We start from the raw sequence: 21,770 nt of genomic DNA, 5'->3' as shown, positions 1-21,770 counted from the left end.
AGTTTCTCCAGAGCATCGCTAAAGTATAGATAGTGGGTGCAGAACGGGCGTACCTGCCGGGGATCCTTTGCTTTTTGCCCTGTGAAGACCAACTCAGCAGGTGCCCCCCATCTATCGCGATGGACTGGGTAGAGCTAGCTTCCCAGCCGAGTTTTTCCCATGTCGCCTCCCATTTCTAGGTCACCGAGATCCGTTGTGAACGGTTTTGTTGCCGGGCAGGCCGCCGCCAGGGAAGAGCCGTCCCTTCAAACTGAACTGAATACAGAATTGAATACGGAGTCCGCTGCAGCGCTGTACCCGCTGTTGCAATTGCTGGGGCAACTGCTGAACGTCCCCTTGGTCTATCTAGAACTGGTCCAGCCGGGATCCGATCCCGACTCGCCTGCAAAAGGGATCCTCTACCGCGACCCCCAGGGGATCCCTGGCAACGAGCCGCCCAACCCCATCGGCGGATCTTGGCCTTTTCAGGAAGCCTTTCCCCTGCTGGATGAGGGCGGGAGGCCGCTGGCGACACTTCACCTGCGGGGGGAGCGCCCCCGCCCACTGAGCCTCCCCGAACGGGGACAGATCGACCTCATCGCCCTCAGCCTGCGACACATCCTGCTCCAGGCCCAGGAGCAGCGACAAGCCCTCGCGCAACTTCGGGCGCAACTGCAGCACAGCCGCAGCACCGCTGCCCGCTACCAACAGATCTTCGAGAACGCCGTCGAAGGCATTTTTCAAACCACCCCTGAGGGAAAATATCTGGCTGCCAACCCAGCTCTGGCCCATATTTTCGGCTACGAATCCCCGGAAGATTTGATGCGCAATGTCTCCGATATCGGCACCCAAATCTATAGCGACCCAGAGCAGCGATCTGAGTTCCTGCAGCACATGCTGAGAGAAGGTCAAGTCGTGGATGCAGAGCGCCAGGTCTGCCGCAAAGACGGCAAAGTCATCTGGATTTCTTTAAATGCCCGCACCCTGTACGACGAGCAGGGGGATCCCCTCTATTTTGAAGGATTTGTTACCGATATCACAGCATCCCGCCAGCTTAAAGAACGACAACAACAGTTAGAAGAAGCCCGCAGAGAAAGCGAACATCGTTTTCTACAACTGGCGGAGAATACGCAACAACTGTTCTGGATTTCAACGCTCTGCGGCAAAGAGCTGATTTACGTCAGCCCCGCCTGTGAAACCATTTGGGGCCTTTCCCCTGCAGAGGCCTACGCCAATCCCCAGGCCTGGATGCGCCACATTCACCCTGACGATCGCTGGCTGTTCCCCACCATTTTTCAAGCCAAACTTCAGGGCCAACCCACCGATGTGGTTTTTCGCCTCTGCCGCCCCGATGGCTGCATCCTCTGGCTGCGGGAACGCACCTTTCCTATTGCCGACAAAGAGGGCAAAATCTATCGAGTGGCAGGGATCGTCGAAGACATCACCGAGTCCAAGCAACTGGAAGCCGAACGTCGTCGTATAGAGCAAGCCTGGCAACAGAGCGCCAACCATTTCCGGCAGATTTTTGAGCTGGCCCCCAATGGAATTGCCCTGGTGGATTTGCAGGGGCGATTTATCCAGGTCAACGAGGCTTTTGCCCAGATTGTCGGCCATACTCCCGAAGAATTGAAACATCGGCAACAACTGGACATTCTCCACCCGGAAGATGTCAATCAACTGCTGGGGGCCAATGAGGCTTTGTTGGTGGGGAAAGTCTCTGTCAGCCAGCGCCAGATTCGCTACATCAATCGTTCCGGTCAGGTCGTCCATGTCCTGTTTCAGGCTACGCTTCTCAGCGATGAGGAAGGGCAGCCCACCCAGTTTCTCAACCAGGTGATCGACATCAGCGCCCGCGTCGAGGCAGAAATCGCCCTCAAAGAAAGTGAAGAACGCTTCCGCCAATCTTTTGAGTGGTCCCCGATTGCCAAGGCCATGACCCAGGTGGACGGCACCTATTTGCAGATCAACGCCGCCTTTACCGAAACCCTGGGCTACACCCTAGAGGATCTCAAGGGAAAAACCGTCCTCGACATCACCCATCCCGACGACATCGCCGTCACCTTGGAAAACAGTAACCGCCTGCTGGCCGGCGAGGTGCACCACTGCGAACAGGAACAGCGCTACATCCACAAGAACGGGCAAATCGTCTACGCCCTTCTCCGCATCACCCTGGTGCGCACCGCCCAAGGGGATCCCAGCTACTTTCTCAGCCAAATTTTGGACATTACCGAGCGCAAACAAGCGGAGGCGGCCCTGCGCCAAAGCGAGCTGAGCCTGCGGGGCATCTTCGAGCAGTCGGCCCTGGGCATTTCCATCGTCGATCGACAGGGCCGTTACCTCAAGGTAAACCCCGCTCTGGAAGAGATCTTGGGCTACAGCGCCGCCGAACTGACCCACATGAGTTTTTGCGACCTCACCCATCCGGAAGATATCGGCAAAGATTGGCAACTTTTCCAGGAGGTTTCGAACGGCCAACAAGATCACTACCACCTAGAAAAACGCTACATCCACCGCAGCGGCAAGGTGGTTTGGTGCCGCCTGGCGGTCTCGGCAGTGCGGGATCCCGAAGGCAAAAACCTCTTCGTTATTGGCATTTGCGAAGATATTACTGAAGAAAGACAGGCGAAGCTGCAGATCCAGGCTGCCCTTCAGGAAAAAGAGATTCTGCTGCGGGAGATTCACCACCGCGTCAAAAACAACCTACAAATCATCTCCAGCCTGCTGCGGCTCCAGGCGGATCAAATCAAAAGCCGCAAGTACGCCCGCGTTTTTAAGGATGCCGGCAGCCGCATTCAAGCGATGTCTTTGATCCACGAGGGCCTGTACCAATCCAACAATCTGGCCGCTGTGGATCTCAAGCAATACTTACACAATTTGATCTCCAACCTCTTTCACTCCTACGGAGTGAACCCCGAGAGCATTCGCGCCAGCATCCGCGCCGAAGGGATCCGCCTCAACCTCGACGATGCAGTTTTGTGTGGCCTGATCATCAACGAGCTGGTCACCAACAGCCTCAAGTATGCCTTCCCAAAAAGTCGCAGCGGGGAGATAGAGGTTTGTTTTAGCCAAACCCGCAAATATACTCAGTTGCGCGTCTCTGACAATGGCATCGGCTTGCCCCGCGATTTCGACTTCAAGGAAACTCAATCTCTGGGTTTACAACTGGTTGCAACCCTCACCGATCAGCTCCAGGGCAAGATAGAATTGAGAAACAAATCGGGCACTACCTTCATCATCACCTTTCCGAGGAGCCAGCCTTGAAGAAAGTTCCCATGCTTGCCAAAGGCAGCATTCTGGTTGTCGAAGACGAGAAGATCATCGCCAAGGATATCGCCAACGTCCTGAAAAAATTTGGCTATGCGGTGCCGGCCATCGCCTCCTCCGGCGAAGAAGCGATCCGGCGGCTGGAAGAGATGTCGGTGGACTTAGTCTTGATGGATATCGTCTTGAAGGGGGATATCGACGGCATCGAAGCCGCCAAGCGGATCACCGAGCGCTTCAACATTCCGGTGGTGCATCTGACGGCCTACGCCGATGACGATACGCTCTCCCGCGTCAAAGAGACCCGGCCTTTCGGTTACATCATCAAGCCTTTCAAAGAGCGGGAACTTTACACCACCATTGAAATTGCCCTGCACAACCACTGGCAGAGCCTGGAGAGCCGCAAGCTGGAAGAGAAAAGAATCGAGGAACTGCGGCAAAAACTGCAGCAGTTGCAGCAGTTCACGGATGTGAAGGGCACTCTGTTCAAGAAGTTCTTGCAAGATCTGAGTGAGCCCCTCTCGAACCTCAGCTTTGCCCTGGGTCTGCTCAAGGATGCCGAGTCGGAGCAAAAGCGGGAACACTATCTGCGAGTGCTGGAGGATGAGTTACGCCGTGAGCTGGAGCTAATCCATCAGACCTCTAACCTAGAAAATCTTCTGAACCTGGAAAACGTCGGCCTATTGAGCCAGTTCAGCCTGCTGCGGCCCAGTCCCAGTCGTCCGTTGGAACGGGAGGCACTGGCAACTGCAGCCACAGCCTCATTGCCCGTGCCCTCCCAAGAGTCGCCTGCACAGGAGGCGATTACAGTGCCGCGGGCGACGCTGCGCCCCCTCAATCAAACCCAGTTGGCGGAGCGGCTGGGGGTAGTGGTCTCCGCCATCACCTACTGGAAATTCAAAACCGGTTTTCCGGAGTGGAGCCGCAGCCGGGATCCCGACGGCATTTCTTGGCGCTATTCCCCCGATTCCAAGCGCTTTTCGCCTGTACCCTAGCCTAGGGCTGCACCACTTCCACCCGCACCGGCGCCAGCCCAGAGCGCACCATCCCCAGGGCCTCTGCCGCCCGCAGGGAAAGGTCGATAATCCGACCGGGGATGAAGGGGCCGCGATCGTTGATGCGCACGACGGCCTGGCGCCCGTTACTCAGGTTGGTGACCCGCACCTCGGTACCGAAGGGCAGAGTGGGGTGGGCAGCCGTCATCTCATGGCGGGTGGGGTGCAGGTCATACCAAGAGGCGATCCCTTCCTGCACAGGCCCAACGGTACGGACAGGGGCAGGTTTTGGTTGAGCGGCTGTTTCTGGCTTAGGGCCTACAACGGTGGCCTTGGCGGTGAGAGCAGCCGGTTGAGGTAGGGCCGGAGCCGAAATGGGGGGCGCATCCAGCAGCAGACGGCGCAGACGATTGGCAGCCAAAACCGCCGTATCCACCGGGCGTTGGTGATTTGGCAGCAGCACTCCCCCGTCGATGCGCAGCAATTCCTCGCCGTTGACCTGAACTGCGTAGAGGGGATCCCCGGATTGGGGCTCTGCCCAAGCCAGGGCGATGGTCGTGTCCTTCAGGGATCCCTGGGCCATTTGGTTGAGCCGGGCCACCAGGGTGCTGGCCCGCAGCAGCGGTGGTTCCAGCCCAGGCTGCTCGACAAAGCTGACAATAGGCAAATCCTTCACATAGACAGTGACCACCTGCCGACCGTCCATCTGGTAGTCGTAGAGGGTGGAGACAGGCTGGCTGGACGACTGCTGTTGTTCGCCGATCTTGAGGGTAGGTTCTTCTGTCGGCCGCGAAGGGATCGCCTGTCGAGATAGGAGGAGAGACTCCGAGTCCTGCGAGTGCAAGGTGCCGAGTTTGGCCGGCAGGGGGGCGTTGGGTTGGGAAGGGGAGATAAGGTCAGTTGCCGGGGAGAGCGAGTGGGCTTTGGGGGATGGCTGGGTTGCTCTGGCACTGGGAGATCCGCTGCGAGTTGAGGCTTGTGCCTGCGAGTTCGGGCTGCCCAACATGCCTGCCGGCAAGCTGAGAGCCGTAACACAGAGACAGCCGACTAAGCCCACTTGGCGGGCGGGAGCCAGTCCCTGTCCTAGCCGCTTCCAATTTCGCATGAGGCCGCGCTCCTCTCGAAACTCCTGTACAACATCCACTGCGACAGTAAAACAGAAGTTAATGTACCATAGGTTTCTAAGTTGACAAGCTTGCCCGGTCGAGGGCAAAAGCCTAAGTCCCGTCAGCACAAGGATTTTCGGCATCTTGGACTACCGCTCAGCAGGGGTTGACATCAATCTGGGCCGCGCCTTTGTCAAGGGGATTCGCGAGCGCGTTGAACGAACTAAAGTCCCGTTTTCAGGTTCTTCAGGAACCTTGGGGGGCATTGGCGGCTTTGCTGGCCTGTTCGAGCTGCCGGCGGGCTACCGGGCACCGGTTTTGGTTGCCGGTACCGATGGGGTGGGCACCAAGCTGGAGATTGCCCAGCAGTGGGGGCAGCACCACGGAGTGGGCATCGACCTGGTGGCCATGTGTGTCAACGATGTGCTGACGGTGGGAGCCAAGCCGCTGTTTTTCCTGGACTACGTGGCTACCGGCAAGCTGGAGCCGGAAGCTCTCTGGCAGGTGATCGACGGCATTCTGGAGGGCTGCCAAGAGGCCGGCTGCCAACTGCTGGGGGGAGAGACGGCGGAGATGCCGGGGTTTTATCCGCCCGGCAAGTACGACCTGGCGGGATTTTGTGTCGGGATTGTCGAGAGGGCGGACATTCTCGACGGCTCGCGGGTGCAGGCTGGGGATCGGCTGTGGGCCTTGCCCAGCAGCGGCCTGCACAGCAACGGCTTCAGCCTGGTGCGACGCATTGTGGCCGAGCGGGGCTGGCGCTGGGATCACCAGCCCTCTGGTTGGGCTCGGCCTTTGGCGGAGGTGTTTCTCACCCCCACCCGCATCTACGTGCAGGCGGTGCAGAGGCTGCAAGCAGCAGGGATCCCCATCCACGGCATGGCCCACATCACCGGCGGCGGCATCCCGGAAAACTTGCCCCGCTGTTTGGCTCCTGACCAGGCGGCGCGGCTGCAGCCCCACAGTTGGCCCATCCCACAGGAATTTCTCTGGCTGCAGGAGCAGGGCCAGGTGGAGACTTTGGAGATGTTCAACACCTTTAACCTGGGGGTGGGCTATGTGCTGGTGGTGCCCCCTGAGGCGGAAGATTTGCTGAGATCGCTGCTGCCGGAAGCCTTCCCTATTGGCGAGGTGGTGGCGCCCTGTCCTGGGGAGAGCCGAGTCTTGGGGTTGGAAGCGTGGGGATCCCTGGCCCCCTGAGCACCCCACCAAAAGGGGGGAGGGGATCCCGGTGCCGTTTGCTTATCCCCGCCGCTGCTGTGCTAAGTTTGCTGATGGCCTCAGCGCTGCCGCCTCTGTCGCTCCCCACCTCTGTTTGTTTCAAGACAGGGGCTGCTCGCTTTACACACCTACAGACTTAGGCTGTTGGCCAACTCACGCTGACCCTCTAGGTTAGGAGCCGCCGATGATAGGTTTATCCACTGCTCCTGCAACCACGGCTGCCATCGAAGTGGAGCATCTGAGCAAAACCTACGGCAGCTTTACGGCCATTCGCGATATCTCTTTCCAGGTCAACGCCGGCGAGATCATGGGATTTTTGGGCCCCAACGGCGCCGGCAAGACCACCTCCATGCGCATTTTGGCAGGGTATCTGCCCGCCAGCGAGGGGACGGCGCGGGTGGCCGGGTTTGATGTCCACGAAAACTCGATGGCGGTGCGGCAGCGCATCGGCTATTTGCCGGAAAACCCGCCCCTCTACCCCGATATGACCGTGGAGGCCTACCTGCACTTTGTCGCCCAGATCAAGCGGGTCAGCCCCGGCGACCGGCCTAGGCGGGTGGACGAGGTGATCCGCCGCTGCAGCCTGGAAGACAAGCGCCACACCTTGATCCGCAAGCTCTCCAAGGGGTACAAGCAGCGGGTGGGACTGGCCCAGGCTCTGGTGCACGACCCGCCGGTGATCATCCTGGACGAGCCCACGATTGGGCTGGATCCCAAGCAGATCATCGAGGTGCGCAACCTGATCAAGAGCTTGGCGGGAGAGCACACCATCATCCTCTCCACCCACATCTTGCCGGAGGTGAGCATGACCTGCGACCGGGTGGTGATCATCAACCGCGGCCAGGTGGCGGCCATCGGCACGCCCGCCGAGCTGACAGCCCAGCTTCAGGATCGGCAGCAGGCGAAGCTGGTGGTGGGCGCTCCTGAGGAAGCAGCCATCCGAGCGGCCCTGCAGCATTTGCCCCAGGTTGAAGTGGTGAGTTTGCAGCCCCTGGGATCCGATCCCCCTCGCTGGCAGGTGCAGCTTAAAAGCAACGCTGCTGCTGTTCGCGACGGCGGGACAGAGTCCTTAGGCTGGATCCCGGAGGTGGCCAGGGCCCTGGTGCAGGCGGGGATCGCCCTCTACGAGATCGGCCGTCCCCAGGCTTCTTTGGAAGAGATTTTCCTGCAGCTCACCACCCAAGAGGGATCTGAGGGCGCATTGGAGGAAGCAGCATGAACGGAGCAGTGGCCATTTTTCGTAAAGAACTGCGCGGCTACTTCACCTCCCCCATTGCCTATGTGGTGGCGGCGGTGTTCTGGGGGCTGGCGGGGTTTTTCTTCTTTAATATCTTGGTGCGGGTGATCAGCTTTTCCCAGCAGGTGGATCTCTTTGCCCAGTTTGGCCAAGAGAACCCCTTTGATGCCGCCACCATCCTGTCGCAGCAGTTTCTCAACCTCTTGGGCACGCTTTCCTTATTTTTATTGCCCATCTTTACCATGAGCTCCTACGCCGAGGAGCGGCGGCGGGGCACCATGGAGCTGCTGGCCACCTCCCCTATTACCAACTTGGAGGTGGCCCTGGGCAAGTGGCTGGCGGTCTGGGTGTTTTTTATGACGCTGCTGTTGCCGCCGCTGGTCTACCACGTGCTGGTGCTGAGCAGCGCCACCCCGGCAGTGGACTACCGCCTAACCCTAATGGGCTATGTGGGACTTGCTCTGCTGGCGGGCAGCGTCATGGCCTTGGGGTTGTTCATCTCTTCCCTGACCGACAGCACCCTTATCGCGGCGGTGGCTACCTTTGGGCTAATTCTGCTGCTCTGGGTGATCGACGCGGCGGCCGGCCAGGAGAACAACTGGATTGCCGCTACCCTGAGGCATATTTCTTTGCTGCAGCAATATAGCAACTGGGTGCAAGGGATCCTCAGCAGCAGTAGCGTCGTCCTTTTCCTCAGCATCATCCTGCTGGGGCTGTTTGCCACGGTGCAATCGGTAGAAAGCCTGCGCTGGCAGCAGAGCTAAGGTTGTCTTGGGAGGTGTGCGGTGATAAAAGATTGGCGGGCGTTGGCAGATTGGGCGGGGATCGTCGGCCTTGGTGTGATTGCCATTGGCCTGCTGGTGGGATCCGCTCTCACCGGCTGGACGGCGGTGCCCCTCAGCTTGCTGGCAGTAGGCCTGGCCCTGGTGTTGGTTTGGGGCTTCACCCACCGGCAGGAGGTGAGCCTGTTCTTGGGGCTGCGCTCCACCCAAACCAACGCCAACATCCTGGTGGCGGTGGTGGCGATGGCCGTCATCCTGGTGCTGGTGAATGTGGTAGCGGTGCGCTACGACCTGCGCCTGGATCTCACCGAGGAGGGCCTGTTTACCCTGTCGCCTCAAACCCGGCAACTGGTGCAGGGATTGGCGCAACCCGTCAAAGTCTGGGTGGTTACCACGGCGCCGGATCCCAACCTGCGGGAACAACTGGAGCGCTACCGCCGCCTCAACCCCGAGCGCTTCCAGTTTGCGTTTGTCGATCCCAATCGGGATCCCCTCACCATTCAGCGGCTGCAGGTGACGCAAAACAACACCCTGGTGGTGGAGGCCGGAGAAAGCCGGCAGCAACTGCCCCAGCCCCCTGCCCCTGAGCTGGAGAGCAAACTGACCCCCGTCTTGTCTAAAGTGGTCAACCGCGGGGAGCTGCTGGCCTATTTCGTGCAAGGGCATGGGGAAGTGGGCCTAGAAGCGCGGGAAGGCACCCCCACCCTGGCCCAGGCCGTGGCAGCCCTGAGACAGGAGGGCTACCGAGTGGAGCCCTTGAACCTGGTGCAGGCCGAGATCCCTGACGAGACAGAGGTTTTGGTGTTGGCGGGGCCGCAGCGGGCTCTCTTCCCCGGCGAGGTGGAGAAGCTGCAGGACTACCTGGCCAAGGGAGGACGGCTGCTGCTGCTCATTGGGCCGCGGGTGGATGCCGGCTTGGATCCCTTGCTGGAGGAGTGGGGCGTGGTTTTGGGAGATGACATCCTTATCGAGGTGAGTAGCGTCAGCCAACTCCTGGGCACGGGGCCGGCAGTTGCCCTAGTTACCACCTACGGGGATCACCCCATCACCGCCCCCTTGGCCGAGCAGCGGCTGATGACCCTCTTTCCTCTGGCTCGTTCTGTAGAAACCCAAGCCCGCGAAGGGATCCAGGCCACACCCCTGCTGCGCACCGGCCCGCAGAGCTGGGGGGAGACCGGCCCCAACCTGGAAGCTGGCCCCGTGCAATTTGACCCAAATCAAGACAAGCCCGGCCCCCTGACCTTGGGCGTAGCCCTGACCCGGCAGGTGAAAGGCGATCAGAACAACTCAGAAGCCCAGGAGTCGCCGACCGAGGCCCGCCTGGTGGTGATCGGCAACGTCAACTTTGCCCTCGACGGCAACCTGAGGCAGCAGGGCAACCGCGATCTTTTCCTCAACACGGTTAACTGGCTCACCGAGCGAACTGAACAAATCTCCATTCGCCCCAAATCCATTACCGATCGCCGTCTCACCCTGACCGGCCAAAACTTCCGCTGGCTGGTGCTGGGATCGACGGTGCTCCTGCCGGTTGTGGCGTTGGGATCGGGAGCTGTGCTCTGGTGGCAAAGACGGTAGGGCCGAAGGAGGACAAGCATGTTCAAGCGCAGCACCTGGATTCTTTTGGGTTTGGCAGTGGCTGCTCTGCTGGGGTATTTCCTCTTCGATAACTTCCAGCAACTGCGGCAGCAGCAGCAGGCGGAGCGGGCGCGGCTCTTTCACTTTGCCCCCGACACCATTGCCCGCATTGAGCTCCGCCAACAGCAAGAGGGGGAGCCAGAGGAAATCCTTTTGGAGCGCGCCCCTCAAGAGGGATCCCGTTGGCGCATTATCCGTCCCATCCAGTCAGCGGCGCTGGACTTCCCGGTGGAGCAACTTCTTAACACCTTCTCCCGCCTCACGCCTCAAATCACGCTGGAAGGGGCCACCGACCTGGCCGCTTTTGGTCTTGATCAGCCGCGCCACCAGATCGCCCTCTTCCCCCAAGAAGGGGATCCCTACCGCCTGGACATCGGCAACGACAACTTCGACAGTTCCGGCTTCTACGCCCGGCCAGCAGGGGGAGAGGTGGTGCTCTTGGCCAGCGCCCAGAAGGGATCCCTGCTGCCTTCCCTTTTGGCTTTGCGGGACAAAACTCTGCTGCGCTTCGAGACGGCGGCAGTGAAGTCTCTGCAGGTGCAGTTGGCTGAGGCCGATCCAGAGGTTGTTCGTTTGCAGCGGCAAGAAGATACTTGGCAGATCCTCGAGCCCAGGGCGCTGCCTGCTGATGACCTCAACGTCGACCGTCTGCTCAATACGTTGTCTCGCCTGCAGGCGGTGGAGTTCCCGGCTGAAACCAAGGCGGAGCTGGCTCCTTATGGTCTGGAGAAGCCTTCTGCTCAGCTAACCGTTGAGCTCAAGGACGGCAAAACCCTGAGGGTGGCCTTGGGATCGGAAAAAGATGGTCAAGTCTATGTCATCACCTCGGAGCACCCGGCGGTGGCCGCCCTGCTCACCAGCACCGCCGACATTCTCCGCTCCGACTTCGAGGAGCTGCGGGATCACCGCCTTGCCCGCCTCAACCCCAACCAGGTGGGCCAAGTCATCCTGGAGTCTCAAGGGGAGCAGCTCACCCTCAACCCTCTGCCCCAGGAGAAGGGATCCCTGGAGCTGCGCTGGGACAATCCAGAGCGACCGGGCCAGCCTGTAAACCTCAGCTCTCTCTTCTCCAGCCTCAACGCCGCCCGCGCCAAGGAGTTCGTGCCGGAGACGGATCCCGACGCCCAAAAAGCCCTGGCCGAGCCGGATCTGAAGCTGACCTTTGAGCCCAAAACCGAGGACGGTCGGGATCCCTTGACGTTGAGCTTGACGTCTGCCGGTCTGCGCGCCTACGTACGAAGCAGCTATCAGCCGGACATTGCCGTCATCGACCTCAGCACCTTCAACAGCGTGGAAACCGAAGTGAATCGCTTGCTGGAGAGTGGGGCAGAATCCTCTGCGGGCTCCTAGGAAGGCGGTGGCCGGCGGGCCTTATCTCAGCCGGCAGAGGGGGTGGTTGTCTCTTCTTTGGCTGGCGCTGCTTTTTTGAGAGACTCGCCCTGGATCGTCAACACCGAGCAGGGGGCGCGGTGGAGCACGTAGTTGCTGACGCTGCCCAAAAACAGCTCGCTCAGGCCAGAATGGCCGCGGCGGCCTACCACAATCAAGTCCGCCGGCCAAGAGCGGGCCAGATCGCAGATGACCCGACCGGGGTTGCCGTAGTTGAGGCTGTACTCGGCGCGAACTCCCTGCTCAGCGGCTTTCTCCACCAGCGAGCGCAGATAGTCGATCTGGTTTTGCTCGAAGATGGCGCACTGCTCTCGATAAGACTGCCACAGCTCGGCGCTGATGGTGGAGCTGTAATCTACACCTAGGATCATCGGCGGCTCCGGCGCACCGGGCTCTTCCTGAGACAAAACATGGAGGAGCATCATCTCGGCCTGCATGGCCTTGGCCAGTTGGACGGCATTTTGAAACACTCCCTGGCTCAGCTCCGACCGATCCACCGCCACCAAAATCCTGCTGAACATACCGACTTCCTCCAAATGGCCAACAGATGGGCAAAAGACAAGGCTTGACTTCGGTTTCGACTCCAAGTTCCTCTTTTCTTTACCTCCATCTATCTGTGTTGTAGAAGATCTGGGCGAGAAAACCGCGGGCATCTCGGATGACTTGTCGGATTGGCAATGAAAGTTCAGAGATCTTGACACAGGTCAGAACGCATCGTCCTGAACCGCCCACTCCAGCACCGCCTGCAGCGCCTCGGCTTGCTCCTGCCAGACTTGGTCGAGGGGAGTGCCCCGCAGGAGTTCCAGCGTCAGGGTGGGGATCCGCCGTTCCTGCCCTGCCCAGGTGCCCAAAGAGCCGGGGGTGGGATAGCCAATGTCGTCGGTTACCGGCAGGCCATTGTGAGCAGCCATCACCTGGGCCAGCTCAAGGGCAGGGCCGTTGTAGTTCACGCAGGGATTGCTTTGGCAGGAGTGGGCAGAGAGGATAAACTGAGGCCGAATCTGGGCCAAACTCGCCAACAACGCCTGTGTCTCGGGCTCGGAGCCTGGGGCTGGCCCCGGCGGATAGCGAGCTTCCAAAGAGGCCGGGATCCAATCTTGCGTGGGCAGATTGCGGTTGAGATCCACGCCGTTGGCGTTGAGCCGTTGCCCCAGGGCACAGCCATCCGGGTTCAGGCGTGGGATCGCCCAAAGCGCTGCCCTGCCCTCCAAGGATCTCCATTTCCCAGAGGCCACATAGCGCTCGATCAGGGCATAGCCTTCTACCTCATCCCCGTGTACTCCCCCGACCAGCAGCAAGGAGCGGATCCCCTGGGTGAGCCGGCAAAGGTAAATGGGGCGCCCCTGCAGCGAGTAGCCGATAACTTGCGGGGATCCGGCGCCAAGTTCCGCAAACATGGGGGATCCCCGGCGCTGCTAGAACGGGATATCGTCCGGCTCCGGTGGGGAAGCCCCCTCTCCTTCCGAGGAGTCCACCGTTGCAAACTCACCCATCCCCGTCAGAGAGAGAACCTGGGCGGATCCCAGTTGGTGGACGCGACGCGCGGTGATCTCGGCCAGCTTTTCCTTACGCCCATCCCGCTCCACCACATTCATATGCAGTTGGCCCTCCACCGTGACCTGATCCCCCACGTGGCAAGTGTCCACCACCCTTTTGGCCAGTTCCCCAAAAGAAGAAACGCGCACCCGATAGGGTGGCTCATCCGGGCGCAGGCTGGGAAAGCCGATCACCAAGGACGTAACAGCCAAGTTATCGGGAGTGTAGCGTAGCTCCGGCTCGGACAGAACCTCGCCCATCAATACAATCGAGTTCATGACAGGGCCATTCAGGGGTCGAAGGGCAGATACCAGCATTTCCATCATGCCCGCAGATGGGGATCCCGTCAAACCTAGCCGACGCGGAGGGTCATGTAGCGCAGCACGCTCTCGTTGATGCGCAGATTTTTCTCCCAGGCGGCCACCGCGCTCGGTTCAGCCGCATAGTTGAATTGGATGTACAGGCCCTCCTTGAACTTTTTCATCTCAAAGCCGGCAAAGCGGCGCTTGCCCCTATTGGTAATCTCCACCTGGGTCACCCCGTTCTCTCGCAGGAGCGCCTCCTGGCTGCTGAGCAGTTGTTCGAGGGGTTCATCCGACACATCGGGACGCACAATCAGCATCGTTTCGTAAGCGCGGGGCATGGAAGCGAGGTCTCCTTGACAATCCAGTTGTAGAGATGCAGTAAACTATCCTAACCTCTCCTTCTCACCGCCGAAAAGGCCGTGGCCCAACCCCCACATCCCCTGGTTGCAGCAGCAAGGGGATCCGTTGTTCGATACAATGAGGGTTGCTTCATTGGCCGCCGGTTGGCCTGGCCAAGACACGCTGAATCGAGAGTTGGGATTCCAAGCATGAGCGCAGACGAAGTTTACAGCCGTGTTCGCAAGATCGTGTCCGATCAACTGGGCGTAGAGGACGACAAAGTGACTCCGGAAGCCAATTTCCAGAACGACCTGGGAGCCGACAGCCTCGACACGGTGGAGCTGGTCATGGCTTTTGAAGAGGAGTTCGACCTAGAGATCCCCGATGAAGATGCGGAAGGGATTGCTACGGTGCAAGATGCTGTTAACTACATTCTCTCGAAGAAAGCTGCCTAACCTGCCCCCATACCTCTGGGCTGATACCAGACGATGGCTACCCTGGATCCCGCCACTGCTCTCAGGCCGACCCGCCGCGTTGTGATTACGGGGCTGGGCGCCGTTACCCCCATCGGCAACTCCCCTGCCGAATTTTGGCAGAGCTTGCTGGCAGGGCGCTCCGGCATTGGTCCGATCACCCATTTCGATGCCTCCCGCCACGAGTGCCGTATTGCCGGGGAGGTGAAGGGATTTGATCCCCTCGACTATTTGGAGCGCAAGGATGCCAAGCGTACCGATCGCTTTGTCCATCTGGCCTTGGCCGCCACCCAACAGGCGCTGGAGGACGCCCAGTTTCGCATCACCGATCTCAACGCCGAGCAGGTGGGAGTGATTTTGGGTACCGGCATCGGCGGCATCCGGGTTTTGGAGGAGCAGCAGACTATCTACTTGCACAAGGGGCCGGATCGCTGCAGCCCGTTCATGGTACCGATGATGATTGCCAACATGGCCGCGGGACACGTGGCCATTCACTTTGGCGCCAAAGGCCCCAATTCCTGTACGGTTACGGCCTGTGCTTCCGGCTCCAATGCCATTGGCGATGCCTTTCGGCTTATCCAAAGGGGAGAAGTGCAGGTGGCGATTACGGGCGGCACGGAAGCAGCGGTCACCCCTTTGTCGATGGCGGGATTTAGCGCCATGAAGGCCCTTTCCACCCGCAACGACGCCCCCGAACAAGCCTGCCGGCCCTTTGACCGGGATCGGGATGGTTTTGTCATGGGAGAGGGGGCCGGGATCCTGTTGCTGGAAGAATTGGAGCACGCCCGCGCCCGCGGTGCCAAGATCTATGCCGAGATAGTGGGCTACGGTCTCACGTGCGATGCCCATCACATGACCAACCCCGCCCCCGGCGGCGAGGGGGCAGCCCGGGCGATGCGGTTGGCCCTCAAGGACGCCGGGATCCAACCTCAACAAGTTCAATACATCAACGCCCACGCCACCAGCACCCCTGTGGGGGATATCGCTGAAGTCCAGGCCATCCAGTCGGTCTTCGGGGAGCATGCCCCCCGCTTGGCCATCAGCGCCACCAAATCCATGACCGGCCACCTGTTGGGGGGAGCAGGTGGCATTGCCACAGTAGCCACAGCTCTGGCCATCCACCACGGCTGGGTTCCCCCCACCCTCAACTTGGACAACCCCGATCCAGAGTGCGCGGGGCTGGATTTTGTGCCCCACAAGGGGCGGCCGATGGCCATCGAGTCTGCTTTGGTCAATGCCTTCGGATTTGGCGGGCACAACGTCACTCTAGCCTTGCGCCGCTACTCTCCCGATTGAAGAGCTCGGTCTATGTCTTCTCCCGAAAGTGTGTCGCCGTCGGTTCGTCAGCAGGCCTTGGCCGCTTTGACGGCAGAGCTGGCGCAGCAAGGCCACCCGCCCGAATATGCTCAGCACATGGCGGCGGCGGTTATTTTTCAAGCCGATTTGGATCTCTGTGCAGCCCAACTGGCGCGGGTGCTCAGTTGGCTGAAGCAAAGCCATCCTGAGCTTTATCCAGAGGCGGTGCAATTGGTGGACACTACCCGCGAGGAGTTTGAGCGTCGCGTTCAAAACGGATAGACAAGCCGCAAACGCTGCAGCGCCGCCATGGGGGAGTAGGTCAATGAGTTTTGATGGAGTGGAGATCCGGCAGCCGAGCTGCGGTTGTGGGCAGAAGGTGATGGGGCCTGTATGGCGCTGCAAGGGGTGATCCTGAACTGGAGTGGGGTGGTGGCCGATGACGAGGGTCTGCACCTGCAGGCCATCAACCAACTGCTGGTGGAAGAGAACCTGCGCCCCTGGACTGTTGTTGCTACGCAACGCTGGCCCCAGTCGGGATCCCAGCGGGAGCTTTACCGGCTGCACTACCTGGGCCGACCGGATCGCGAGCGACTGCCGGCTTTGTGGGGAGAGCAGGGGCGGGTGCTCAACCCCAAACAACTGGAAGAGCTGCTAAAACGCAAGGCCCTGTACTACCGACAAGCTTTAGAGGGGCACACGGAATGGTCTCTCATTCCCGGCTTGGCGGAAACCCTGGAGACACTGGAGCGGCTGCAACTGAAGGTCGGCCTGCTGTGTGGCCAATCGACAGCCGAGCTCAGTGCTTTTCTGGAGCGTTTCCAGTCGCGTTGCCCGGCCCTGACTCGGCTGGCTGGCTCCTACCGCGTGACAGGGGATGAGGCCCCAGGGCAGCGCCACCGTTTGCTTTTGCAGCGGATGGAGCTGTCTGCTCAGGCGTGTTTAAGCATTGAGGCCACCTATCCCGGCATCCAGTCAGCCCGTTCGGCAGGGATCCCGGTGCTGGCTTTGGCCACCTTCTTTCCTCTGCACCTGTTGCAGCGGCGGGCCAATTGGGCGGCAGATGGCTATCACCAGGTGGAGTGGGATCGCATCCGGGACTGGTTTGCCGGCAGGCAAGACCGTCCTTCAACCCCGGCTGGCGGGGCCAGTTCCTGCAAAAGCTCTCAGGGATCCCCCGCAGGCAAGATCAGCATGCCATCCCCAAAGGAATAAAAGCGATATCCCTGGTCGATGGCCTCTTGGTAGAGATCCAGCAGCCTTTGCCGCCCGATCAGCGCAGCCACCAGCATCATCAGGCTGGAGCGGGGCAGATGAAAATTGGTGATCAGGCCCTGAACCACCCGCCAGGAGTAGCCGGGGTAGATGAACAGATCGCTCTTCCCCTGCCAGGGCTGCAGAGCGCCAGAGGCTGCTGCCGTTTCCAAAGAGCGCACCACGGTGGTTCCCACCGCGATGATCCGCCCCCCTCGGGCCTGGGTTTCTTGGATGGCGGCCACCGTCTCTGCCGACACCTTGAGCCACTCGCTGTGCAAGCGATGCTCGGTCACCCGCTCCGCTTCTACCGGGCGGAAGGTACCCAGGCCGATGTTCAGGGTGATGTAGGCGATTTGGATCCCTTTCTGGGCCAACCTCTGCAGCAGCTCCTGGGTAAAATGTAGACCTGCTGTGGGGGCGGCCACCGAGCCGGGATGTTTGGCCCAGAGGGTTTGGTAATCTCCTGGGCGAACCTGGGCTGAGCCCGCAGCTCTGATGTAAGGAGGAAGCGGGATCCGGCCCACCTGCTCCAGGATTGCCTCAAAAGGCCGCGCCCCCTCCCACTCAAACTGCACAACTCGCCCGCCGGTCTCAGGATCCAAAGCCAAAACGGTGGCCCTCAGCCCAGCGGGGGATCCTTCCTTGCTCCAAAAACGAATCCGATCCCCCACCTTGACCCGTTTGCCCGGCCTGACCAAAACCCGCCACCCCACCCGGTCAGGCAGAGGCTGCGCAACGGTCGGGATCCCTTCCAACTGAGGCTCCAGCAGCAACACTTCGACCCGCGCCCCGGAGGGCTCCTTAGCCCCGAACAGGCGGGCCGGGATCACCTTGGTATCGTTGAGAACCAGCAGATCCCCCTGCCGCAGGTAATCGGGCAGGTCGCAGAAGCGGCGATGCTCGTGCCGATCCGGGTACACCACCAGCATTCGCGCCTGATCCCTGGGCTCCGCCGGCGTTTGCGCGATCCGGTCGGGAGGAAGGGTGTAATCGTAGGCAGCGGTGAGCAGATCCGGATCAGGCTTTCTGTCGCCGGCGCCAAGCGGCAGCTCGACCTTGTTGGGGGAAGCGGACGCAGAAAAGTCGGGCATGGAGATGGATCGAAAACGAGATCCAACAGGATTGGGGATCACCAACCGGAAGCCTCCACCCTTTAGGAGAAGGGAGGCGTGTGAACGACTCCCGACACTCATCTTCGTTGAGTAAACGCAACTTAGATAGAGTATGGGCTTCACGCTTCACAGACTTGTTTGTACAGAGGTCTCAGCGTGCGACCCACGGCGGGAACCTCTCCAGAGATTTAACTTATTCTCCTCAATTGTAGGACGAACGGCTTTCATCCCGACACTGATTGGCTCTTGAGTCAACACAATTCACCAGTACAGTGCGGGGCTTCCCGCCGATTAAGCTAAACCTTGGCCACCACCACCTGCTGGGGCTGATCCTGATACTTGCCGGCGCGGTCGGCGTAGGTCACCTGGCAGGGATCCCCTTCCAGAAAAAGAAGCTGTACCACCCCTTCGTTGGCGTACACACGGCAGTCGGCGCTGGAGGCATTGGAAAACTCCAGGGTGAGATAGCCCCGCCACCCCGCTTCAGCCGGCGTCAGGTTGGCAATTAGGCCCACCCTAGCATAGGAAGATTTGCCAATGCAGATCACGGTGATGTTATCCGGGACTTGCAGCCGCTCCAAAGACACGCCCAACCCGTAGGAATGGGCCGGGATGATAAAGTAATCCCCCATCTCGTCGTGGTGCAGCTCCACCGCTTCCAGGTTCTTGGGGTTAAACCGCTTGGGATCCACCACCGTACCGGGCACATGGCGAAAGATCTTGAACTCCACCGGCGACAGGCGGATGTCGTAGCCATAAGAGGACAGGCCATAACTCAAAACAGGTCGAGACTCAACGGCCCTCACCAGCTCAGGACAGAACGGCTCGATCATCCCTTGCCGCGCTTGCTCGCAGATCCAGCGGTCGTTTTTCAGCATGGCTGCAGCAGACTCCCTGGAAAGCTAGGGGACTTGAGGAGGATCGGGAGGACAAGCAACGTTCGCATCAGCAGCACGGATCCCTGCACGTAGGCGCAATTGCGTGATCAAGTCGGCCCGCTCCAGAAGGGAGTCCGGCATCTCCGGCCCGGTGATCACCATGTCCATCCAGGCCGGACGCTGATCGATCAAATCCAGCACCTGCGCCTCCGGGATCAGGCCCAACTTCACGGCCAAGCTCAGCTCATCCAACACCACCAAGTCGTAGCGGCCACTTCTGACGACCTCCTGAGTAAATTGCCACAGCTCATCCAGAGCCATCTGCTCCTCGGGCTCCAGATGAGGCGTATCGATGCAGCGGTGCAGACGACAACGAACCCACTCTAAGGATCGCCCCAGGGAGAGGCGATTTTCCGGCCCCTGGTTGATCCCGCCCTTGAGAAATTGCACGATCAACACCCGCGTCCCCTGGCCGGCCAGCCGCAGCGCCTGAGCCATGACGGGTGTAAACATGCCCCGGCTGGGGTGGGTGTAGAGCTGCAGGGATCCCTGGGGGATCAACTGGGTGGAGAAGGCTCCATCCCTCTGCAGGAAACGGTCGTGAGCGGCAGGCTGCTTAACCCGGGCCGCAGGAACAGCATCCTTGGGGGAGGGCATAGGATTCGGAGAGGCAGTGCAAACCACGGCTTGATCTCGCAAGTGGGTTAAGGAACTAGGCCCTAGGTTCACAGGGCCTACAAGTGGTGGAGAGCGTCGGCTATGGATTCCATGAAACACCACCTGTGCGTATCCGTCAACGAGTTGGTTCTGCTTCTGGCCGGCATACAAATCCTCTCAAATAGAGTGACAGAAAACACAATCCTTGCCCATCTTAGCTTTTTGGCACAAGAGGCAGGAGCCCAAAAGAAAAGCTTTTGAACAAAATCTTAATTAACGTTCAAGTCCAAACAAAAATCTGAGTGTAGAGGTATTTTACTTAAGCACAAAAGTATCTTATAAAAATGCAAGCAAGGAATCAATGTTTTCCGAATGAGATGAGCTCTTGCAAACAGGAATACCGATATCGGCGGCCTGGCCACCAGATGGCGGCGAAGCTCTGCTCATCTCAAAAGCCTTGCCCAGCGGGGGATCTATTCGGCTAGGAGCCGGAGAGCCCCCCATGTTGTCTCGACTTCACTTTGGAAAAAGTGTGACTGCAAGTCCAAAAACTTAAACTTAATTTCTAATTTCGAAAGCGACGAAATGCAAATCCATTAATTGCCTTCATCAAAAACAACTTATCAACGATATTTTTTGAGAAGGGACGCAAAGAATTATGTAACCTCTATATCCTGGAACTATTTTTTGCCAAGTTATCTCTTCAATTATTTTTCTGGTCGATCTCAAGGCTAATTTTTTGTTCTCAGTTTAATCTCTATTCCTATCACGAGAAATAAGCATTGGCCATTTAGTTTGGATCCCACGTAAGGCTAACCTATACAAGCTCTAGAGCCTTGGGTTCTGAGATTGGCGGGATCCCGTTGTGCAACTGGAGCCAAGTCTTTTCTCTGGCGTGAATAGCCCGAACGACCGTGGAGATGGGCACCGCTGTTTTCGGTAACAAGAACCCTTACCCTCTATGTCAGAAAGTATGTCAACGACTTGAACTGGGGAAAAACCCTAGGCCGTTGTGAACTCGGGGTGTGCGTTGTTCTGGGTGTCGGTGTTGCAAATTGACGGTTTCTCCCCCCAGCACCAAGGTGGAAGCATTGCCCCCATCCAAGTTCAGGGCATGGCGACAGCCCAATTGCTGCATCAACTGCGCCATCTCCAGCAGGGTGAGCCCTTGGTTTTCCTGGGCATTGCCGGCGGTCACCCACAGCAAATGTCCGTTGTCCAGTTGACCGACGGCACTGCGGGCAGCCCGTTGGCGGCGGAAAAGGGGTTGAAATCCCTCTAATTGGGCATCCAGAACCACTTGGCCGTCCAAGAGCAAGAGCGGCCCTGCCCCTAGCATGTGGGGGTAGGCAGCCAGCTCTGGCGGATCCACAGTCCAGCTCAACTTGAGGCGATCCCCCGCGATCAGTTTGCCGGCTTCCAGGGCACCTTCCAGACCCCGCGCTGCCAATACGTAGCCGTTGGGCGGGATCGGCACCGTCAAACTACCGGCCAGGCCTGCCGGCAGAATGTCTTGCACCTGATCCTGCCGCACCATCAGGAGCATTTCACCATCCGTTTGGGTGGTGTAGGTGGATCCCCAATCAGGGGTGTACTGGGCAACTCCGGGCAGGATGTAGCCACTGTTGATGCCCACCAGCGGGATCCGATCCCCAAGGTCGTTGCGCAACTCTGCCTGCATCTGCAAACGGGCAAAGCGCACGGATTGCCCTGCCGTCCCATCCGACCAGGCGATGACCCCACGGCCTAAGATGGGGCTGGAGATCCAGCGGCCATCCCGACGAATGGCTCCCAGCGGCTGGCGGGTGTTGCGATTGAAAAAACCGCCGTTGATGGCCGCCACGGCTCCCTGTTCAGGGCCAAAGGAAGACAGCTCCCCCAGACCCACCAAACTGGCAGGATTGGCCCAGATGGGGCGCAGTTGGCCCGCTGTAAGGGAAATGACCACGATGGCAACCGGGATCCGATCGTCCCCAATCCAGACTTCCTCTTGGTACAAAGGGATCCCTTGCACCACCCGCACAGGCTGCCGGTCGAGGAGCGTCTGGGCAGGGGCAACCGGGCTGTTGAGCAGGAGGAGAGTCGCTCCCACAGCGGCCAAGGTTTTAGGCAAAGCAACCCTCTTCACCAGCCCCTCTCGTTGTTGCTCTAGCCTCTTGGAGCTAAGTCGCTTCAAACCAGATTAAGACACTTTGCCACTCACCTGAGCGCTCCAGGCTGCTATAGGCGACCACCCCCGGCCCCTCTCCCTGAGGCACCCTCACCCCCGGCCCCTCTCCCTGAGGCCCTCACCCCCGGCCCCTCTCCCTGAG

20 protein-coding genes are annotated in these 21,770 nt (G+C 59.7%); 11 read left to right on the top strand and 9 right to left on the bottom strand.

All coding sequences use genetic code 11. The features are described 5' to 3' along the window. Positions 1-195 precede the first annotated feature (195 nt). Both NW826_RS11405 and NW826_RS11400 read left to right on the top strand, forming a co-directional pair. Positions 196-3,240 carry a PAS domain S-box protein gene (locus NW826_RS11405; protein ID WP_414510185.1) on the top strand — a complete coding sequence of 1,015 codons (3,045 nt, stop codon included), beginning with the start codon at positions 196-198 and terminating at the stop codon, positions 3,238-3,240. Then, the gene (locus NW826_RS11400) at positions 3,237-4,235 is read left to right on the top strand and encodes a response regulator (protein ID WP_414510184.1); all 999 of its coding nucleotides are present in this window, start codon (positions 3,237-3,239) and stop codon (positions 4,233-4,235) included. Before NW826_RS11405 ends, NW826_RS11400 begins: the two co-directional genes overlap by 4 nt. Position 4,236: 1 nt before the next feature. Here the strand turns inward: NW826_RS11400 and NW826_RS11395 are convergent, their stop codons facing one another. Continuing rightward, positions 4,237-5,340, bottom strand: coding sequence for a septal ring lytic transglycosylase RlpA family protein (locus tag NW826_RS11395; protein WP_414333880.1), 1,104 nt, complete (start codon positions 5,338-5,340; stop codon positions 4,237-4,239). 145 nt (positions 5,341-5,485) lie between these two features. On the opposite strand from NW826_RS11395, the gene purM reads away from it, so the two are divergent. The 5 genes from purM to NW826_RS11370 all read left to right on the top strand — a co-directional run bounded on the left by purM (position 5,486) and on the right by NW826_RS11370 (position 11,566). Beyond that, positions 5,486-6,541: a phosphoribosylformylglycinamidine cyclo-ligase gene (purM, locus tag NW826_RS11390; protein WP_414510183.1), complete on the top strand. Its 1,056-nt coding sequence runs from the start codon at positions 5,486-5,488 to the stop codon at positions 6,539-6,541. A 205-nt stretch (positions 6,542-6,746) separates the two neighbouring features. Continuing rightward, the gene (locus tag NW826_RS11385) at positions 6,747-7,781 is read left to right on the top strand and encodes an ABC transporter ATP-binding protein (protein ID WP_414347617.1); all 1,035 of its coding nucleotides are present in this window, start codon (positions 6,747-6,749) and stop codon (positions 7,779-7,781) included. After that, complete coding sequence (locus NW826_RS11380) at positions 7,778-8,563, top strand: ABC transporter permease (protein ID WP_414510182.1); 786 nt, start codon at positions 7,778-7,780, stop codon at positions 8,561-8,563. The genes NW826_RS11385 and NW826_RS11380 overlap by 4 nt, the downstream gene beginning before the upstream one ends. Positions 8,564-8,584: 21 nt before the next feature. Then, positions 8,585-10,156 (top strand): GldG family protein, encoded by a 1,572-nt coding sequence (locus NW826_RS11375; RefSeq protein ID WP_414510181.1) that lies wholly within the window; start codon positions 8,585-8,587, stop codon positions 10,154-10,156. Between the two features lie 18 nt (positions 10,157-10,174). Further along, positions 10,175-11,566: a DUF4340 domain-containing protein gene (locus NW826_RS11370; protein ID WP_414510180.1), complete on the top strand. Its 1,392-nt coding sequence runs from the start codon at positions 10,175-10,177 to the stop codon at positions 11,564-11,566. Positions 11,567-11,592: 26 nt separating this feature from the next. On the opposite strand, the gene NW826_RS11365 is transcribed toward NW826_RS11370, so the two are convergent. The 4 genes from NW826_RS11365 to rpsF form a co-directional block, all read right to left on the bottom strand. Further along, positions 11,593-12,126 carry a universal stress protein gene (locus NW826_RS11365; RefSeq protein ID WP_414510179.1) on the bottom strand — a complete coding sequence of 178 codons (534 nt, stop codon included), beginning with the start codon at positions 12,124-12,126 and terminating at the stop codon, positions 11,593-11,595. A gap of 183 nt (positions 12,127-12,309) precedes the next feature. Further along, on the bottom strand, positions 12,310-13,002 hold the full coding sequence (locus NW826_RS11360) for a M14 family zinc carboxypeptidase (RefSeq protein ID WP_414333868.1): 693 nt from the start codon (positions 13,000-13,002) through the stop codon (positions 12,310-12,312). An 18-nt stretch (positions 13,003-13,020) separates the two neighbouring features. Next, the gene (locus NW826_RS11355) at positions 13,021-13,419 is read right to left on the bottom strand and encodes a single-stranded DNA-binding protein (protein WP_414336663.1); all 399 of its coding nucleotides are present in this window, start codon (positions 13,417-13,419) and stop codon (positions 13,021-13,023) included. 74 nt (positions 13,420-13,493) lie between these two features. Further along, entirely contained in the window at positions 13,494-13,784 is a 291-nt protein-coding gene (gene rpsF, locus NW826_RS11350) for a 30S ribosomal protein S6 (RefSeq protein WP_414333865.1), read from the bottom strand. 210 nt (positions 13,785-13,994) lie between these two features. Between rpsF and NW826_RS11345 the strand changes: the two genes are divergently transcribed. The 4 genes from NW826_RS11345 (at position 13,995) to NW826_RS11330 (ending at position 16,769) form a co-directional block, all read left to right on the top strand. Further along, positions 13,995-14,240, top strand: coding sequence for an acyl carrier protein (locus NW826_RS11345; protein ID WP_041436540.1), 246 nt, complete (start codon positions 13,995-13,997; stop codon positions 14,238-14,240). A 33-nt stretch (positions 14,241-14,273) separates the two neighbouring features. Next, a complete protein-coding gene (fabF, locus tag NW826_RS11340) occupies positions 14,274-15,554 on the top strand; it encodes a beta-ketoacyl-ACP synthase II (protein ID WP_414336660.1) in 1,281 nt (426 codons plus the stop codon). A gap of 12 nt (positions 15,555-15,566) precedes the next feature. Continuing rightward, positions 15,567-15,836: a hypothetical protein gene (locus tag NW826_RS11335; RefSeq protein WP_414333861.1), complete on the top strand. Its 270-nt coding sequence runs from the start codon at positions 15,567-15,569 to the stop codon at positions 15,834-15,836. 111 nt (positions 15,837-15,947) lie between these two features. Further along, positions 15,948-16,769 (top strand): HAD family hydrolase, encoded by an 822-nt coding sequence (locus NW826_RS11330; RefSeq protein ID WP_414510178.1) that lies wholly within the window; start codon positions 15,948-15,950, stop codon positions 16,767-16,769. On the opposite strand, the gene queA is transcribed toward NW826_RS11330, so the two are convergent. From queA to NW826_RS11310, 4 genes are all read right to left on the bottom strand, one after another. Continuing rightward, a complete protein-coding gene (gene queA / locus NW826_RS11325; protein ID WP_414333858.1) occupies positions 16,721-17,902 on the bottom strand; it encodes a tRNA preQ1(34) S-adenosylmethionine ribosyltransferase-isomerase QueA in 1,182 nt (393 codons plus the stop codon). The genes NW826_RS11330 and queA overlap by 49 nt on opposite strands. 317 nt (positions 17,903-18,219) lie before the next feature. Further along, complete coding sequence (dcd, locus tag NW826_RS11320) at positions 18,220-18,801, bottom strand: dCTP deaminase (protein ID WP_414333857.1); 582 nt, start codon at positions 18,799-18,801, stop codon at positions 18,220-18,222. Positions 18,802-18,825: 24 nt separating this feature from the next. Further along, positions 18,826-19,458, bottom strand: a complete 633-nt coding sequence (locus NW826_RS11315; protein WP_414510177.1) for a cob(I)yrinic acid a,c-diamide adenosyltransferase — start codon at positions 19,456-19,458, stop codon at positions 18,826-18,828. 976 nt (positions 19,459-20,434) lie between these two features. After that, the gene (locus NW826_RS11310) at positions 20,435-21,571 is read right to left on the bottom strand and encodes a phosphodiester glycosidase family protein (RefSeq protein WP_414510176.1); all 1,137 of its coding nucleotides are present in this window, start codon (positions 21,569-21,571) and stop codon (positions 20,435-20,437) included. Between the last annotated feature and the right edge of the window lie 199 nt (positions 21,572-21,770).

It is taken from the genome of Synechococcus sp. OH20 (assembly GCF_047502685.1).
Taxonomy (GTDB): domain Bacteria; phylum Cyanobacteriota; class Cyanobacteriia; order Thermostichales; family Thermostichaceae; genus Thermostichus.
Note: the sequence above shows the minus strand (reverse complement) of the source record. Positions and strands in the feature narration are given on the sequence as shown.